We start from the raw sequence: 17,308 nt of genomic DNA on the forward strand, positions 1-17,308 counted from the left end.
GGGAATCCTGAATGTAAACACCGCCTAGGGTTTTAGGGGTGAATATTTGAATGCAAAGGGGCGGTCATGGCGACGGCCCCTTTTTTCATGTTCGGATCAGGCCATATTGGGCGTCTTGATCTAAAAAATTGTTGCAGAAGTTTAACTTGCGGAAAATCAGTGTTCGCGGTGAAAATTGAAACGAATTGTTCAAAAGAACGCAAAATGATCGTTTTTGCTTTCGTTTCAACAAAGTTTTTTGCGATACTGGTGCCGTCCTGGAACGTCAGCAATGCCACAGAATGCATTGACGTCGGACAGGGGAAGTGCCGATCCGTCAACAGAGAGGAAAATTAAATGTCTAAGAAGCATGGCGCACTGCATGGTTCTTTGCTCGGGCTTACGGCCCTTGCCGGAATGATGATGCTTGGCGCGAACGCACAGGCTGATGAGCTTCGCTTGCTGACCTGGGGCGGTTATGCCCCTGATGACGTCGTTGAGATGTTTGAAAAAGAAACCGGCATTGAGGTTGAAGTTACGCTTTCGAACAATGAAGACATGATTTCCAAGCTTCGCGCAACAGGCGGTGGCGGCTTTGACCTTGCCCAGCCGTCTCAGGATCGTATTTCCGGTGCGCAGCTTGAATACGGCATCTATAAGCCGATCGATCTTTCGAAACTTGACACTGCAAAATTCATCCCGTCGATGTTGGAAGCAACTAAATCCAACACCACCCTTGATGGCAAAGTGTATGGCGTTCCGCATGTTTGGGGCACCAGCGGACTGATCGTTGACACCACCAAGGCAGTTGGCGTTCAGGATTACACCGATCTTTGTAATGCCGACGTTGCAGGCAAGGTTTCGTACCGTCTGAAGCGTCCGACCCTGATTGGTTTTGCTTTTGCAATGGGGATGGACCCGTTTGCAGCCTATGGTGACGAAGCCAAGTATCAGGAAATACTTGATGCGGTTGAAAAGAAACTGGTTGAGTGTAAGCCGAACGTTAAAACCTATTGGGAAGGCGGCGATGCGTTGCTGAATCTGGTACGTTCGGGTGAAGTCGTTGCGGCAATGGCATGGGATACCGGTGGCTGGAAGCTCAATAACGACAATGCCGATATCACCTTTGTTGCGCCGAAATCGGGTGCGCTTGGCTGGATCGATACCTTTGTCCTGCCGCGGAAGACCAAAAACGAAGATGCTGCCTATAAGTGGATCAATTTTGTGATGCAGCCGGAAATCGCAGCCAAAATCACCGCAAGTGCCGGGAACTTCACCGCATCCAAAGGTGCCGACGCCTTTGCTGAGGACAAACTTAAAGCGCAGTTCCAAGGTAGCTTCCCTGCAGAAGCCCTTGATAACATTAAATGGTATCCGACGGTTCCCGCAGGTTTGGAAACCCTTGAAGGCAAGACGCTTGACCGTGTGAAAGCTGCACAGTCGAACTAATCTATGTCTTGTGATCCGATCCTTATCGGATGATTTTGTCCCCGGCGATTACAGCCGGGGACATTGCATTTTTTCATTTCTGCGATGATCGTTGTTAAAACGGCATCGATAATTCATTTCATGCAGCAGGATCCTATGGCAGATCAATTTGACCTTGAATGTCGTGACGTGGTCAAAAACTTTGATGCTTTTACCGCGGTAGACACTATTTCACTGACCATTCCCAAAGGATCCTTTTTTTCCATTCTTGGACCAAGCGGTTGCGGCAAAACCACATTGTTGCGCATGTTGGCCGGTTTTCAGGCCCCGTCATCGGGGGATATCCTGATTAAGGGATCATCGGTTTTGGGGGTTCCGCCGAACCGCCGCCCGGTGAATATGGTGTTTCAGCATCTAGCACTTTTCCCGATGATGAATGTCGCGGAAAACGTTGCTTATGGATTGAAACGCCGGGGTGTTGACCGTGCGACAATCGAGCACAAGGTTAATGATACGCTGGCGCGTGTTGGTCTGCCGGATTCTGGCCCGAAACAGATCAACCAGCTTTCAGGGGGGCAAAAACAGCGCATTGCGATTGCGCGGTGTTTGGTGCTGGAGCCCGCTGTTTTGTTGCTGGACGAACCTTTGGGCGCGCTTGACCTTAAACTGCGCGAACATATGAAGGTCGAACTTAAACAGTTGCAGAACGAAATCGGCACGACCTTTGTTTACATCACCCATGATCAGTCCGAAGCTCTTGTAATGTCCGATCAGGTGGCCGTGATGAATGCGGGCCGGTTTGAGCAGGTCGGCGCACCACAGGACCTTTATTACAATCCGCAAACGGCCTTTGTTGCCGGTTTCGTCGGCGAAAGTAATCGCTGGCAAGGGATTGTTGGCGCGATGCAGGAAGATAATATTGCCATTAATCTGCCGACTGGCGGGATGGTTCTGGCATCACGCAGCGTTCATCCTGATCTGGCAGAAGGTCAATCGGTTGACGTCTTTGTCCGGCCCGAAGCGATTGCAATTGATGGACAGGGCAAGACCGATAACGGCATTCAGGCCAAAGTCGAGAACGTCCTGTTTAATGGTGCGGCCAGTAGCGTTCAGGTCCGCGATGCCCAAACAGGTCATGAAATGACTGTTGCTTTGCCACAAACCGGTGCATTTGCCAATCTGAGGGCGGGTGACGTGGTTAACCTGACTTGGGGGGCAGATCAGACGCGGTGTTTTGTCCGCACGGTGAAGCAAGGCGTGACAACGCAAGGGGCGGTGGCATGACAAATCCGGCGCCTGTAACAAAAGGGGGCAAGACCAGCGGTACGATACGGTTTGGTGCTGTGTTGCTTGCAATGCCTTTGGTGCTTTGGCTTTTTTTGCTGGTGATCCTGCCGCATATCGATTTGCTGCTGGTATCGCTGCATGAACGGATTTCATATGGTAAATATGAATTTAGCCTGATCAATTATATCGAGTTCTTTGTCGAGCCACTTTACTGGAACACCTATGTCAGGACTGCCGTGATGTCGATCATGGCGACGGTCCTGACGCTGGTGATTGGTTTTCCGGTATCTTATTACATCGCCAAAATGATGCGCGGCAAAGGCAAGAGTATTCTGTTTCTGTTGTGCCTGATTCCGTTCTGGGTATCGGAGCTGGTGCGGACATTCGGATGGATGATCCTGTTACGCGAAAGTGGTGTGATTAGCAATTTCCTGCAATGGGCCGGGATTGCCGATGGCCCGGTCGAAATGCTGTATAACGATGCCACAATCATGGTTGGTCTGGTTTATACATCGATGCTGTTTATGGTTGTGCCACTGGTGTCGGTTCTGGACAGTCTGGATGACAGCCTGATCGAGGCGGGATATGATCTTGGCGGGAATGCTTTTACGGTAACGCGTGATATTGTCATTCCGCATGCCATGCCCGGCATTGCATCGGGGTGCATCGTCGTCTTCATGCTGACATTGGGCAACTATCTGACGCCGAACCTTTTGGGGGGCAAGGATAGCCTGTGGTTTACCGAACAAATCTATACCCAGTTCATTACCCGATTTAATTGGGAATCCGGATCGGCATTCGGTTTCTTGTTGCTGGTATTGTCATCGCTGATTGTCTGGTTCGGTTTAAAGATAAGCCGTCAGACACTTTCAGAAACAGTGGGCTGAGGGAGGACGCAACCATGATCCCAAGTATACCCCAGTCGCGTTTCCACAAAGGTGTCTATGCTGGCTATATCACGCTGTTTTTCATCTATCTCAGCGCGCCATTGATTGTTGTTGGTGTCTTTGCTTTTAATGACAGTCTGTTTCCATCCATGCCGTGGGAAGGTGGAACATTGGCATGGTTCTTTGGCAATGAAGCGCCCTATATCGGAATTTTCAATGACAGCAAGCTGCTTGGAAGCGTCGGGGTTTCAGCCTTCGTCGCGTTTTGGGTGACTTTGCTGTCGGTGACTGTAGGCACGTGTAATGCGTTCCTGTTTGAAAGGGCGCAGTTCCCGGGAAAGAACCTTCTTTATGTTGTTGCATTGTCGCCATTGGTGATACCAGGCGTCATTTTGGGGATTTCGATCCTTGTGTTTTCGAATGCGATTGCAAACGGTATTGAAGACACGATTGGCTGGGACCTTGAATTCTTGCGGCCCGGTTTGTTTCTTGTGATTCTTGGGCAATTTGCCTTTGTTACCACGATCACGACATTGGTGATTTCGGCCAGATTGCGAAAATTCGATGTTAGCCTGGAAGAAGCCGCCCTTAATCTTGGCGCCACGCGTCGTGCTGCGTTGTGGACTGTAACCATTCCGTTTCTAAAACCGGCGTTGGTCGGGGCAGGGATCGTTGCATTCCTGATGTCGTTTGAGAATTTCAATACGACCCTGATGCTGGTGGGATCTGATGCTCCATTGACAATCGCAATGTTTGATCGCCTTAAACAGGGATCCACACCGGTATTGAATGCTCTGTCGTTGTTGCTGATGGTGGTTTCTGGCGGGTTAGCCCTTTTATCGGTCTTTGTTCAGCGCGATAAAAATCCCGACTGAGATTGCCGGATTAACATGCTCAAATGTATGTTCACGAATGAACATTAAATGGGTGGTCAGCGGTCGCCCATTTTGCATGTGCAAATGAAACGACTGCACTGCAATGTTGCATATGCATGACGACGCAATAATAGTGACAATGGTGGAAATCCAAGCGAAATGTTGGATTGGCAGAATCGACACCGAACAAAGTCAATCATCAGGATTGAAAACCTTTGCAAGTAGTTCGATTTATGCGATGTTCATACGAACATTTGAAGGGGTCGAATGCACACTAAAATATAAAAAACGGCAGTTTTAAAGGTTATTTCGCGCATCAAAAGTAAATTTCCGAAAACTGTCACTTGAGGAAACGTCCCCCTCGAATGAAAACGAATGCGTTGTGTCGACCGAACAACAGGCGGTTGGCGCGAACAAGTTTTTATTTGGGAGATAGAAGATCATGTTTCGTAAAACCCTGATGGCAGCGGCCGCTGTGCTTGCATTTGGCAGCACGGCAAACGCTGCGACCGAAATCACCTGGTGGCATGCTATGGATGGCCGCCTTGGTGAAGTCGTTGATCAGATTACCGCTGACTTCAACGCAAGCCAGGATGAATACCATCTGGTAGCAGTCAACAAGGGCGGCTACGAAGACACGATGACTGCCGGTATCGCTGCTTTCCGCGCGAAAAACCAGCCGAACATCATCCAGATCTTTGATGCCGGTGCTGCGACGATCATCAATGCCAAGGGCGCTGTGAAACCGGTTCAGGATATCATGGAAGCCGACGGTGGCAGCTTTGATATCAATGATTACATTCCGGGCGTTCGCTATTTCTATGCGGATTCCGAGGGTAAAATGATCGGCTTGCCGTTCAACAGCTCGACCCCGCTTCTGTATTTCAACAAAGATGCGCTTGCCAAAGCGGGTGTGGAAGCACCGAAAACCTGGCAGGACTTTGAAGATATCGCACCGAAATTGAAAGATGCCGGTTACGAAGGTCTTGCACAGTCCCACAGCCCGTGGATCTTCTTTGAGAACTTTATGTCGCGTCACAACCTGCAGATGGCAACTGCCAATAACGGTTACGACAGTACGGACGTGAAAATTCTTTACAACAATGATGCGCTGAAAGATCACTGGAAGCACGTCAAAGCTTGGAAAGATGCCGGGTATTACGGTTACTATGGTCGTGCATGGGGTGCGAACCAGGATGCCTTCCTACAGCAGAAATCTGCTATGTGGATCGGTTCGTCAGGGTCCTTTGGTGGTCTGAAGAAATCCGCACAGTTTGAATTTGGGACCTCGACCCTTCCGTATTGGAAAGGTGTGGGCGATGCCCCGAAATCGACCTTTATCGGTGGTGCAGCACTGTTCGCATTTTCTGGTCATAGCGCCGAACAAGATGCCGGTGTTGCTGAATTCTTCCAATTCCTGACCAAACCGGAAACCCAGTACTACTGGCACAAAGAAACCGGTTATGTTCCGATCACCAACGCTGCCTATGAGCTGGCCAAGAAAGACGGCTACTATAAAGAAAGCCCGGACGCCGAAGTTGGTATCCAGCAGCTTTCCGAAGAAGGCGGCGAGTGGACCAAAGGTTATCGCCTTGGTTTCTATGTCCAGATTCGTGAAGTTATCTATCGCGAAGTCGACAAAATGATGAATGGTGAAGCCACCATCGACGAGGCATTCGCCACGATCGAAGAAGAAGGTAACGGCCTTCTGAAACGCTTCCACGATACCTACAACTAATCATCTTTATCAGACAGGGCGGTTTTCATGACCGCCCTGTTTCCATTTGTGACTTGTCGTCTTGGGGCCTTGCGTAAATTATGAAACGCGTACAATTCGGGCATAGCCCGGTGCCTTATTTATTTGTGGCACCACAAATTCTGATCATTGCGATATTTTTCCTGTGGCCTGCAGCCCAGGCGGTTTATCAATCTTTCTTGCTTGAGGACGCTTTCGGGATGTCCTCGCAATTCGTTTGGTTCCGTAATTTCAAAGATGTCCTGTCAAGCGGCAGTTGGCTGCAATCAGCGATCTTTACGGCCGTATTTTCATTTCTTGTTGCGTTCCTTTCGATTGCGATTTCGCTTTTCCTGGCCGTACGTGCCGACGAGGTTGTTCGCGGGGCAAAGTCCTATAAGACGCTTTTGATGTGGGGATATGCCATTGCACCGCCGGTGGCGGGCTTGCTAGGTACGATGTTATTCAATCCGTTGATGGGCGATCTTTATATTCTTTTGAATAGCCTTGGTTTTGAATTCAACCATATCGAGAATGCCAATGATGCGACCTTTGTTGTGACGCTTATTGCCGTTTGGAAACAGGTCAGTGTCAATTTTATCTTCTTCCTGTCGGGCTTGCAGGGCATTCCAAAATCGGTGACCGAGGCCGCGACACTCGATTGCAAAAGTGCCGAACGGCGTTTTTGGACCATCACATTCCCGCTTTTGGCGCCAACCACCTTCTTCCTGATGGTGATCAACCTGACATATGCCTTTTTCGAAACATTCGGCATCATCGACGTTTCGACCAAAGGATCGCCGGGCGGTTCGACCGCGACGCTTGTCTATAAGGTTTATGTCGACGGGTTCCTTGGGGCAGATTTGGGCGGCAGTTCCGCGCAGTCGGTTTTGCTGATGATCATGGTCAGTGTGCTGACGGTGTTCCAGTTCCGATTTATCGAACGCAAAGTGCATTATTAGGGGCCGCGTCATGTATCAGTCAAAATGGCGTTCAATCACCAATCATCTGATCCTTATTCTTGGTTCGCTGTTCATGATAGCACCGGTCTGGATCGCGTTGGTGTCATCAACCCATACACGTGAATTTCTGTTCCAGAACGGTCTTCAGTTCTGGTTCGGGGGACATTTTCTTGAGAATTACGGGGCGATCCTGTTTGATTCTTCGGCGACCAAGGGGCGGGTGACAGCCCTTGAAATGCTGTTTAACAGCATGGTTCTTGGCCTTGGATTTGCCATTGGCAAAGTCATTATTTCGATGATGGCGGCCTATGCGATTGTCTATTTCCGCTTCAAGCTGGCCGTGCCACTGTTCTGGATGATTTTTGCAACCCTGTTGCTGCCGCTTGAGGTGCGTATCGTGCCGTCCTACGAGGTGGTTGCCAAGCTTGGCCTGCTGAATACCTATACCGGGTTGATCCTGCCGCTGATTGCATCGGCCACGGGGACGTTTTTCTTCCGGCAGTTTTTCCGGTCGGTTCCCGACGAGTTGCTTGAGGCTGCACGTTTGGACGGGGCAGGGCCGTTGCGGTTCTTTATCGATATTCTGGTGCCGCTTTCGGTCACCATGATCGCGGCGATCTTTATCATCATGTTTGTGGTCGGCTGGAACCAGTATCTTTGGCCGCTTCTGATGACCACCGATGATCAGCTTTACACCATCGTGATCGGGATCAAGCAGGTTTATAACTCGCTTTATGAAGGTGGTCAGATTCCGCAATTCCCCAAGGCATTCGCACTGACAATCATGGCAACGATCCCACCGGTACTGGTGGTGGTGATCTTCCAGCGCATGTTTGTCAAAGGGTTGGTCGAGACCGAAAAATAACCCCCGGTCGATCGTTTGATATCAGTGATTTAAAGATACACAGATCCGCATACAGGATACGAAAATGGCAACTGTTACGCTTAACCAGGCTGAAAAAACCTATCCCAACGGGTTCAAAGCCCTGCATGGCATCGATCTTGAAATTGGTGACGGGGAATTCACCGTTTTGGTGGGCCCGTCGGGCTGTGGGAAATCGACGCTTTTACGTATGATTGCCGGTCTTGAAAGCATTTCGGGTGGCGAGATTAAAATTGATGATCGCGTCGTCAATAATGTTGCCCCGGCAGATCGCGATATTGCGATGGTTTTCCAGAACTATGCGCTTTATCCGCATATGACCAACTACGGTAATATGGCCTATGGCCTTAAAAATCGCGGCTATAGCAAGGCCGAAATCGATACCAAGGTGCGCCACGCCGCAAGCATCTTGCAGCTTGATGACCATCTGGACCGCAAGCCACAGCAACTTTCGGGGGGACAGCGCCAGCGTGTGGCAATGGGCCGTGCGATTGTGCGTGAACCGAAAGTTTTCCTGTTTGATGAACCGCTGTCGAACCTTGACGCCAAGCTGCGTGTTGATATGCGACTTGAAATCAAGAACCTTCAGCAACGCCTTGGCATTACATCGGTTTATGTGACGCATGATCAGGTCGAGGCCATGACATTAGCCGACCGCTTGATCGTGATGAATGCTGGTATTGCAGAACAAATCGGCAGCCCGATTGAAATCTATGAAAAGCCGGCCAGTCTCTTTGTTGCCAGCTTTATCGGTTCACCATCGATGAACTTTCTTGATGGCAAGGTTTCGGATGACAAAAGTCATGTGGTCCTTGGTGATGGCAGCAAGATTGATCTTGATCACAAAATCGATGGCGGGCGTGAGCTTGTAGTTGGCGTTCGTCCCGAACATTTCACCTTGATCGCAGATGGCAGTGGGGCGCAAAGGGCACGGGTTCGGATGATCGAATCCCTTGGCGCCGAAACGCTTGTTTATCTTGAATTCGGTGACAAGGGTGAAAATGTGACGCTGCGCATGCAGGGGACACATCAGTTCACCAAGGGACAGGAACTTGCACTTTCGACCAGTGCCGATCTGGTTCATCTGTTTGACAAGGACAGTGGTAAGCGCCTCTGACCCCAAACGATTTCTGGTCCGTCGCAAGGCGGTCTGCAGCGACCCCGGCATGTTCATCGTGCCGGGGTTGTTTTATACTAATCACAAACGGACCACCTGGCTTTGCGGGCAGGCTATTTTGTCCTTGTCTCGACGCGGCCAAGCGGGTAACTCCTAGGCCCTTACAACGCAGGAGCACGACGTGAACGCAGAACAGAAAAAGGCCCTTTATGAGGAAGCCGAAAAAGAACTGATCAGCATCACCGAGGGCGAAAGCAATATTACCGCATTGATGTCGACTGTAAGCTGTATTCTGGCGCAAAAGTTCGACTATTATTTCTGGACCGGCTTCTATATCGTTGATCCAGAAAAGGAAAATGAACTTGTCGTTGGGCCGTATCAGGGGTCTTTGGGCTGTTTGCGCATTCCGTTTGGCCGTGGTGTTTGTGGTACGGCTGCGGCGACGGGCAAGACCCAGATGGTTGATGATGTTCATGCCTTTCCGGGACATATTGCCTGCGACAGTCGTTCGAATTCAGAAATCGTTGTGCCTGTTTTTGATTGTGATGGACGGTTGATTGCTGTGCTCGACGTCGATAGTGTCGAAACCGGTTCGTTCGACGAGACTGATCGCGTCGCACTTGAAACTTTAATGCAGCGCATTTTTGCGTAATGATAACTCACCAGTTCCGTAGATACGGAACGGCGGACAACACAAACTTTGGAAGATTAACCCATGGCTGGCAGTGTCAATAAAGTCATTCTCGTCGGGAACCTCGGCCGCGATCCTGAAATTCGTTTCACACAGGCGGGCAAAAAGATTGCCAATTTCAGCATTGCCACCTCGGAAAGCTGGAAGGATCGTCAGTCGGGCGAGCGCCGCGAGCGCACCGAATGGCATCGTATCGTTGTGTTCAACGAAGGTTTGGCCGATGTTGTCGAGCGCTTTGTGAAAAAAGGCAGCAAGCTTTATATCGAAGGTGTACTTCGCACCCGAAAATGGCAGGGCCAGGACGGCAAGGACAATTACACCACTGAAATCGTACTTGAAGGCTTTAACTCGAACCTGACCATGCTTGATAACCGCGGCGAAGGTGGCGGTTCTGGTGGTGGTTCAAGCTCCAGCTCGGGCGGCGGTTATGGCGGCGGTTCGGATAATGGTGGCGGTTACGGTGGCGGATCAGATTCCGGTTGGGGTAACGGCGGCGCATCGGGTGGCAGCAGCAGCGGCGGCGGTTCTGCACCGGCAGGCGCACCGGATCTTGACGACGAGATCCCGTTCTAAGCGCCATCTTATTACAAGCTTCATCTATGCCTCCGAACATGATTTTGGTCCGGGGGCATTTTTGTTTCAAAGATGCTGCGCATCGTGGCCGGAAGAAGGATCCTTTTTCCGGGACAGGAGTACGTCTTTATCCTCATCCTCATTTGGCCTGTGATGTGGCAAGAGTTGGTATTAAATGACACAAAATGCTGTATTGAGCCTTGATTTTATCAAAGGTCAGGCTGAGGAAGAGCAGATCATCCCGACCAACTTCAAACAGGTCAAACTGACGAAAAAATTCCTGTTGCCGCGCGTAAAGGATCTTCATGATGATATGTTGCGGTTGCGCCGCCAATACGATCAGGAGTTTTACTTAACGGATCATCCGAAAAAGGACGCCTATCCAAAGGGGTGCTGCTACGAGATAACAAAAGGTGTTAAAACCCTGCTGGAGCGAGAGCTTCAGTCCCCGAAGACAGTCGGGCTTGTCGCACTAAGGGATTTTTGCCTTCACGGTGGTATCGCTAAGCGTGTCTGGGGTAACCTGCGGCATCAGTATTTTCAGAATGCATTCCAGTTTGGCGATCTTTATGTCGATGTCTCCAATGACACGGTAACAATTACCAAACCAAAGGTCGAGATTTTGCCCTTGGGCAAGGCCCGATTCTTTCCGATCACGGATTATGACATTTATGCCAATCTGGCCGAGAAATACTGGAACGGGAAGGTCTACCCGAACCGGATTTTGCCTGAACTTGCGGTGATGTTTCCGGTTTTCTTTGTATCAGCCGAGGGCGAACTGCAACTGCATGCCAATTATCAAACGATCCTGTATCGGAATATGCAGTTCGATTTTGCGCTGGCAGAAAAGTTCCTGATCAAGGGAGCGTTTCAGGATCGCATCTTACCCGATCGGTATGTGGATCAATTGACAAAAAAGTTTGGTGTTCTTGAAGCAGCGCTGTCAAATAATGACATTAAACGGTATTTCGAGATCGCGCGCCAAAGCGAATTGCGTCTGGATGCTGTACGCTGTCAATTGTTGCTTGATCAGGCACAAGCAATTTGAAATTGTCGCTACTTCAAACATTTAATTGGTTCATTCGGACATTTAGCGCAGGCGAAATCCAGGAATAGAAAATTGGTCGGACCGATCTTTGGTAACCCGGATATGGGCAGAAGTTATGCCGTTCAGGACTGCGTCTATGCCGTCATTTTAAATGATGCGGGCGAGGTTGCTGTTGCACGAACGCCAAAGGGGATTGTGCTGATTGGCGGCGGGGTCGAGCGTGGCGAAAGTGAGCGTGATGCCCTTCATCGTGAGGCTTATGAAGAATCGGGTTATCGGATTGAAATCCGCAGCCGCTTGGGTTTTGCATCACAATATGTGAACAATTTCTCAAAGGGACGTTTTCGCCTTAAGCGGGGTGTTTTCTTTTTATGTGACTTCGGGGAGTGTCTGGGGCCACCGCTTGAGCTGGACCATGAATTGATCTGGTTGCCCTATGAAGATGCACATCAGAAATTGATCCGCCCATTCCATCGCTGGGCGCTTGAAGTCGGTCAGCCATTCAGGTCGCAATATTAGCTTCTGTTCGGCCTCGGTAGTTGCTTCAGCCCCGCATTAATATTAACCACAGCATTTTTTGAATTTTTTGCCTGATCCGCACGGGCAGGGATCGTTGCGTCCGATGTGCTGTGTGGCCGTGGGGGAGTGTGTTGCTCTGGCAGGTGCATCAGTCGTGCTCGGAAACTGACCATCGATATAAAGCCAGTTACCGTTGCGCCGTTCAAAGCGTGAGCATTCATGCAGAGCGTGGGTGCCGTCGCTATCGCGAAAGCGTGCGATGAACTCAACCGTTCCGGTTTGATCCAGAAGGCCGCCTTTGGCCGTTGCGATTATTTCAAGTCCCTGCCATTCGCATTGATCTGTTCTAACCTGATCAGCATTAAAGCCTGCCGCATTTTCCGGTGCCAGCGTGGCCAGAAGATAATCGGCGTTTTTACAAACAAAGGCGCTATAGCGTGTGCGCATCAATTGCTCGGCGGTTGCGACTTTGCGGCGACCATCCAGGATAGGGCCACAGCAATCACCAAATGTTGATGGGATTCCGCACGGGCAGGGTGCTGTGGTTTTTAGGGTGGGCATTTGAGCTCCTTAACTGGCGCTTGGTCATATAAGTGATTGATGGTGATTCGGCGGAATATGTCGGGACCATCTTATACCAAAAGTTTTTTGATCCTGCATCGGGATTGGTCGACCGGATTTTTGGCGTTACATGTCAGCGGTAGCGACTATCAATTCCATTCAATATGCCTTTTTTTTGCCGCATATCGATCTTAGCGTGAGTAAATCAGCATTGATAATATCCGACTGCATTTATCGGGTAATTTATGTAAAATGCTGATATTGTAAGTGAAATATAGCTGAAATCCGGTCAGGTTTATCTTGACGAAATTAGTCGGGTTTAGATATATTAACTTTTGCGGGTGGGGGCCCAATGGCACCGCCGGATAATGTTCCGGCCTAATGGCGGACATGTAAATTGTCGATTTGCTTCAAGGAAGGAAGAGACACCATGAGAATTAAGTATCCTTGCGTCTGCTGTCCTCTCCCATAGGACCTATGGGATGAAATTGCGACCGGACGGATCTATTTTTCCAAATGACTGTCGGTCGTCCACGTGGTTGAATTCACAAATGATAGTGTTTGCGCGTCATCTGAAGTCTGTTTGAATTCTAAGGAAATTCAGGCTCTGTTGCGTAAACCTCTCTGGAGGACATGAAATGAGCGCTATTAAATTACCTGCTGTACCGCAGGATGACGGTTTCTCCGGTTACCTGAGACAGGTCTGGAAGTTTCCGATGCTCAGCGTAGATGAAGAATATATGCTGGCACGCCGCTATCATGAGCATGATGACACAGATGCAGCTCATAAGCTGGTCACGAGTCACTTGCGTCTTGTCGCGAAAATTGCCTTTGGCTATCGCGGTTATGGTCTGCCGATGGCGGATCTGGTGGCAGAGGGCAATACCGGCCTGATGCGGGCTGTTCAGAAGTTTGATCCGGAACGTGGTTTTCGCCTGTCTACATACGCGATGTGGTGGATCAGGGCGGCTGTAACCGAATATATCCTGCATAGCTGGTCGATGGTGAAACTTGGCACCATGGCAGCACAGAAAAAGCTGTTCTTTAGCCTGCGCAAAGCCAAAAAGCAGCTTAATATCTATGATAATGGCGAGCTGTCGCCCGAGCAGGCGAATGCCGTTGCCGAGAGACTTGGTGTGACTGGCAAGGAAGCGCTTGAAATGAACCGTCGCCTTGCGGCGCGTGATTTCTCGCTTAACACGCCGATGCCAAAAGACGAAGGCATGGAATATCTCGACACATTGTCGTCTGATGCGCCAAGCCCGGAAAGCCTTGTTGCCGATGCCGAAGAGCGTGTTCTGCATAATGATATGCTGAAAAACGCCATGGGTGAGCTGCCAGATCGCGAGCGTGAAATCATTCAGGCCCGTTTCCTGAGCGATGATCCGATCACGCTGGAAAAACTTGGTGAACGCTTTGGCGTTAGCCGTGAACGTGTCCGTCAGCTTGAAGCCCGGGCGTTCAAGAAAATTCAGGAATCTGTTCTGACGCAACATGCGACAGCATAACCGAATTTCGGCGTAATGTGCCGTCCCACGTTCGGTCTACAGATTCTCAAAAAGCCAGTGGTGTAATGCCACTGGCTTTTTGTTGTATTTGCATGTTTGTATCGTCAGAGCATAACCAAAAAAGGCTAGTGTTTTGTTCGCTGGCCTTTGGTGTTTTAATCCAGTGACGTATTGCCAAGAAGGCGGCTGCCAAATCCGGCGCCGGTCAGTTTTGTGATCACCTGTTTTGCATGTGCGGTATCACGCACTTCCAGGACCATATCGACATCGGTCTGTTTGGCTGGGACGTCATAGAAGTGGCGTTGATGATAGACTTCGATGATGTTGGCCTCGGCGTCACCAATCAGTGAACTGATGGTCGCCAATGCGCCAGGAACGTCGGGAATTTCGATACGCACCCTTGCCAGGCGGCCTTCGCGTGCCATGCCGCGCATCAGGACCTGGGCCAGTAAGCGGGTATCGATATTGCCACCGCTGACAATCATGCAAACCTTTTTGCCCTTGAAGCGGTCATGATGATCAAGCAGGGCGGCAAGGGGGGCTGCTCCCGCGCCCTCGACCACGGTTTTTTCGATCTCGATCAACATCTGGATGGCACGCTCGATCGAGCTTTCCTCGACCAGTAAAATATCGTCGAGCTTTTCCTTGCAGATTTCAAGTGTCAGGCCGCCCGGTTGCTTAACTGCGATGCCTTCGGCAATGGTGACGCCGCCGCCAGATAGGGGCAGATCATGGATGCCTTCATACATGCTGGGATATAGCTTGGTTTCAACGCCAATGATTTCGATATCCGGGCGGCGTGCTTTGATTGCCGTGGCAATGCCTGCCGCAAGGCCGCCACCGCCAATTGGCACCAGAATAGTATCGATATCTGCACCGTCATTAAGGATTTCAAGCCCGACAGTTCCCTGACCGGCAATGATATGGGGATCGTCAAACGGATGGACGAAGGTCAGGCCACGCTCTTTTTGGATTTTTGATGCGGCCTCAAGGCTTTCTGCAAAAACATTGCCTTCAAGCACGACTTCTGCCCCGTGCGATCGGGTATGTCGAACCTTGGTGTAGGGCGTATTTTTTGGCATCACGATGGTTGCCGGAATACCAAGACGTTTGGCGTTATAGGCCACACCTTGTGCATGGTTGCCTGCTGAGACTGCAATGACGCCTTTGGCGCGTTCTTCGGGTGTCAGGCTAGCCAGTTTGATATAGGCACCGCGTTCCTTGAATGAAGCCGTATATTGCAGGTTTTCAAGCTTCAGATGAACTTCGGCTTGGCAAATAATTGAAAGCGTTTGTGATTTCACCAGCGGTGTCTTGCTGACGATGCCTTCGAGCAAGCCGGATGCGCGTACAATATCGTGATAGGAAACAGTCATTTCCAGACTCCTGCGACCAGTCGCCATTGATGACGTGCCTGGCATTTTTCATGTGTGGGTAAAATTCGGGTATTCAACCAAACCTGTCATCCTTGAATGACAGGGATCACATTCGCGGGTCGGAAATCCCCATAATCATGGCCATCGCACCGGCACGAAGCGTCGGACGGTATTGCGATGCGCGGATGTCAAGACAAGCAGACATAACCATGTTCTTTCTGGGTTATTGATCTTTAATCGCGTGCAGCTTTGCGGATTAGGCGCCCAAGGTCAAGTTTCCAAAGAAAAAGGCCGGGTTGCAATATTTGCAACCCGGCCCGGTTTCGAAATGCAGCCCGGCTATTCCATATTCAGGATGATGGTTTTCTTGTGCGTGAAATGTTCCAGCATGCTTTCAAGCGAGGCTTCCTTGCCAAGTCCTGAAAGCTTGACCCCGCCATATGACAGGTTCGGCTGCACGACAAGGTTCTGGTTGACCTGAACAAAGCCTGCTTCAAGGCGTTTGGTCGCCGTCAGTGCAGTTTTAAGGTCTTTGGTCCAGACCGTTGCGGCAAGGCCAAAGTCACTGTCATTGGCAAGTTCGATCGCCTCGTCAAAGGTTTTGAATTTAAAGACGCAGGCAACCGGACCAAAGATTTCTTCACGGGCGATACGGGCATCCGGTTTGACATCGGTGAACACTACCGGGCGGACAAACATACCATCGGCAAGTTTTGGATCCGAGGGCAGGGCGCTTAATTCGTTCTTGGTGGCTCCTTCCTGTGCGCCGATTTCGATATAGCCACAGACCTTGTCGCGTTGCTTGCGATTGATGATGGTGCCGATATCGGTTTCTTCGTCCAACGGATCACCCATTTTCAAGGTATTAACCTTGGCAAGCAGGCGGCTGACGAATTCATCATGCAGTTTTTCATGAACCAGAATGCGTGACGATGCCGTGCAGCTTTGGCCCTGTCGGGTGAAGCGCATGCCACCAACGGCCCCGGCAATGGCTTTGTCCAGATCCGCATCATCCATCACGATCATTGGTGATTTTCCACCAAGTTCCAGCGTAACCGGGATCAATTTTTCGGCGGCAGCGCGATAAACCGTGCGCCCGGTTTCGACCGATCCGGTGAAGGATACTTTTTTGACATCCTTATGGGCGACCAAAGGGCCACCACAACCAGGACCAAAGCCAGACAGAATGTTCAGAACGCCCTTTGGAAGGACTTGCTGCATGATTTGGCACACACGAAGGACGGTGAACGGGGTGTCTTCGGCCGATTTAACGACAACTGTGTTGCCTGCGACAAGTGCGGGGGCAACTTTAATCGCCATCAAAAGCAACGGAACGTTCCAAGGAATGATAGCACCGACAACACCAATCGGTTCGCGGGTGGTCAAGGTCATCATGTTTGGATTGAACGGAATGGTTTCGCCCTTGAGCTCGGATGCGAGACCACCAAAAAAGACGAACATGTCGGCCAGAACCGATGCTTCGACCCGGCTTTCAGTTCGAAGGGCCTTACCGGATTCAAGCGCGACAAGACGGCCGAGCTCTTCGACATGCTGGGTCAGGATACGGCCACATTCTGCGACCAATTTTCCACGCTCACGCGCTGGGCGGTTTGCCCAGTCTTTCTGGGCTTTTTTTGCAATAGACACTGCCACATCGACATCATCGGCATCGCCTTCAGCAGCCTGAGCAATTACTTTACCGGTCGCCGGGTTGAGGACATCGAAGTTTTTGCCGTTTTTTGCCGGCACAAGCTCCCCGTTGATCAAGTGGCGGCCATCGAGTTCTTTGACCAATTTGTGGGGATCAAGTACGGGTTCGATAGACATTTCAGGCTCCCTGTAATATAGCTGCGCGCCCGCTAATTCGCTGACGTTACGC

The 17,308-nt window shown here is 50.5% G+C and carries 16 protein-coding genes; 13 read left to right on the forward strand and 3 right to left on the reverse strand.

Annotation, left to right across the window (positions count from 1 at the left end; all coding sequences use genetic code 11):
- Positions 1–336: 336 nt before the first annotated feature.
- From TALK_RS06650 to TALK_RS06705, 12 genes are all read left to right on the forward strand, one after another.
- Positions 337–1,428 (forward strand): extracellular solute-binding protein, encoded by a 1,092-nt coding sequence (locus TALK_RS06650; RefSeq protein ID WP_085617170.1) that lies wholly within the window; start codon positions 337–339, stop codon positions 1,426–1,428.
- A gap of 135 nt (positions 1,429–1,563) precedes the next feature.
- Positions 1,564–2,691 carry an ABC transporter ATP-binding protein gene (locus TALK_RS06655; protein WP_245829743.1) on the forward strand — a complete coding sequence of 376 codons (1,128 nt, stop codon included), beginning with the start codon at positions 1,564–1,566 and terminating at the stop codon, positions 2,689–2,691.
- On the forward strand, positions 2,688–3,581 hold the full coding sequence (locus TALK_RS06660) for an ABC transporter permease (RefSeq protein ID WP_085617174.1): 894 nt from the start codon (positions 2,688–2,690) through the stop codon (positions 3,579–3,581). Before TALK_RS06655 ends, TALK_RS06660 begins: the two co-directional genes overlap by 4 nt.
- Before the next feature lie 14 nt (positions 3,582–3,595).
- Positions 3,596–4,456 carry an ABC transporter permease gene (locus TALK_RS06665; RefSeq protein ID WP_085617176.1) on the forward strand — a complete coding sequence of 287 codons (861 nt, stop codon included), beginning with the start codon at positions 3,596–3,598 and terminating at the stop codon, positions 4,454–4,456.
- 442 nt (positions 4,457–4,898) lie between these two features.
- Complete coding sequence (locus tag TALK_RS06670) at positions 4,899–6,194, forward strand: extracellular solute-binding protein (protein WP_085617178.1); 1,296 nt, start codon at positions 4,899–4,901, stop codon at positions 6,192–6,194.
- 80 nt (positions 6,195–6,274) lie between these two features.
- Positions 6,275–7,153, forward strand: coding sequence for an ABC transporter permease subunit (locus tag TALK_RS06675; protein WP_085617180.1), 879 nt, complete (start codon positions 6,275–6,277; stop codon positions 7,151–7,153).
- Between the two features lie 10 nt (positions 7,154–7,163).
- Positions 7,164–8,018 carry a sn-glycerol-3-phosphate ABC transporter permease UgpE gene (gene ugpE, locus TALK_RS06680; RefSeq protein ID WP_085617182.1) on the forward strand — a complete coding sequence of 285 codons (855 nt, stop codon included), beginning with the start codon at positions 7,164–7,166 and terminating at the stop codon, positions 8,016–8,018.
- Positions 8,019–8,082: 64 nt separating this feature from the next.
- Positions 8,083–9,153 carry a sn-glycerol-3-phosphate import ATP-binding protein UgpC gene (locus TALK_RS06685; protein ID WP_085617184.1) on the forward strand — a complete coding sequence of 357 codons (1,071 nt, stop codon included), beginning with the start codon at positions 8,083–8,085 and terminating at the stop codon, positions 9,151–9,153.
- Between the two features lie 181 nt (positions 9,154–9,334).
- On the forward strand, positions 9,335–9,805 hold the full coding sequence (locus TALK_RS06690) for a GAF domain-containing protein (RefSeq protein WP_085617186.1): 471 nt from the start codon (positions 9,335–9,337) through the stop codon (positions 9,803–9,805).
- Positions 9,806–9,868: 63 nt separating this feature from the next.
- Positions 9,869–10,417, forward strand: coding sequence for a single-stranded DNA-binding protein (gene ssb, locus TALK_RS06695; protein ID WP_085617188.1), 549 nt, complete (start codon positions 9,869–9,871; stop codon positions 10,415–10,417).
- A gap of 175 nt (positions 10,418–10,592) precedes the next feature.
- On the forward strand, positions 10,593–11,465 hold the full coding sequence (locus TALK_RS06700) for a hypothetical protein (protein ID WP_085617190.1): 873 nt from the start codon (positions 10,593–10,595) through the stop codon (positions 11,463–11,465).
- A 72-nt stretch (positions 11,466–11,537) separates the two neighbouring features.
- The gene (locus tag TALK_RS06705) at positions 11,538–11,984 is read left to right on the forward strand and encodes an NUDIX domain-containing protein (RefSeq protein ID WP_085617192.1); all 447 of its coding nucleotides are present in this window, start codon (positions 11,538–11,540) and stop codon (positions 11,982–11,984) included.
- Between the two features lie 42 nt (positions 11,985–12,026).
- Here the strand turns inward: TALK_RS06705 and TALK_RS06710 are convergent, their stop codons facing one another.
- On the reverse strand, positions 12,027–12,545 hold the full coding sequence (locus tag TALK_RS06710) for a YchJ family protein (RefSeq protein ID WP_085617193.1): 519 nt from the start codon (positions 12,543–12,545) through the stop codon (positions 12,027–12,029).
- Positions 12,546–13,183: 638 nt separating this feature from the next.
- Between TALK_RS06710 and rpoH the strand changes: the two genes are divergently transcribed.
- Positions 13,184–14,053: an RNA polymerase sigma factor RpoH gene (gene rpoH, locus TALK_RS06715; protein ID WP_085617195.1), complete on the forward strand. Its 870-nt coding sequence runs from the start codon at positions 13,184–13,186 to the stop codon at positions 14,051–14,053.
- A 155-nt stretch (positions 14,054–14,208) separates the two neighbouring features.
- On the opposite strand, the gene TALK_RS06720 is transcribed toward rpoH, so the two are convergent.
- Together TALK_RS06720 and TALK_RS06725 are read right to left on the reverse strand one after the other, a co-directional pair.
- Positions 14,209–15,429 (reverse strand): threonine ammonia-lyase, encoded by a 1,221-nt coding sequence (locus TALK_RS06720; protein ID WP_085617197.1) that lies wholly within the window; start codon positions 15,427–15,429, stop codon positions 14,209–14,211.
- Positions 15,430–15,768: 339 nt separating this feature from the next.
- Positions 15,769–17,256, reverse strand: a complete 1,488-nt coding sequence (locus TALK_RS06725; protein WP_085617199.1) for an aldehyde dehydrogenase family protein — start codon at positions 17,254–17,256, stop codon at positions 15,769–15,771.
- Positions 17,257–17,308: the final 52 nt, after the last annotated feature.

Origin of the sequence: Thalassospira alkalitolerans (genome assembly GCF_002115745.1) — a bacterium.
In the GTDB taxonomy this organism is placed as follows: domain Bacteria; phylum Pseudomonadota; class Alphaproteobacteria; order Rhodospirillales; family Thalassospiraceae; genus Thalassospira; species Thalassospira alkalitolerans.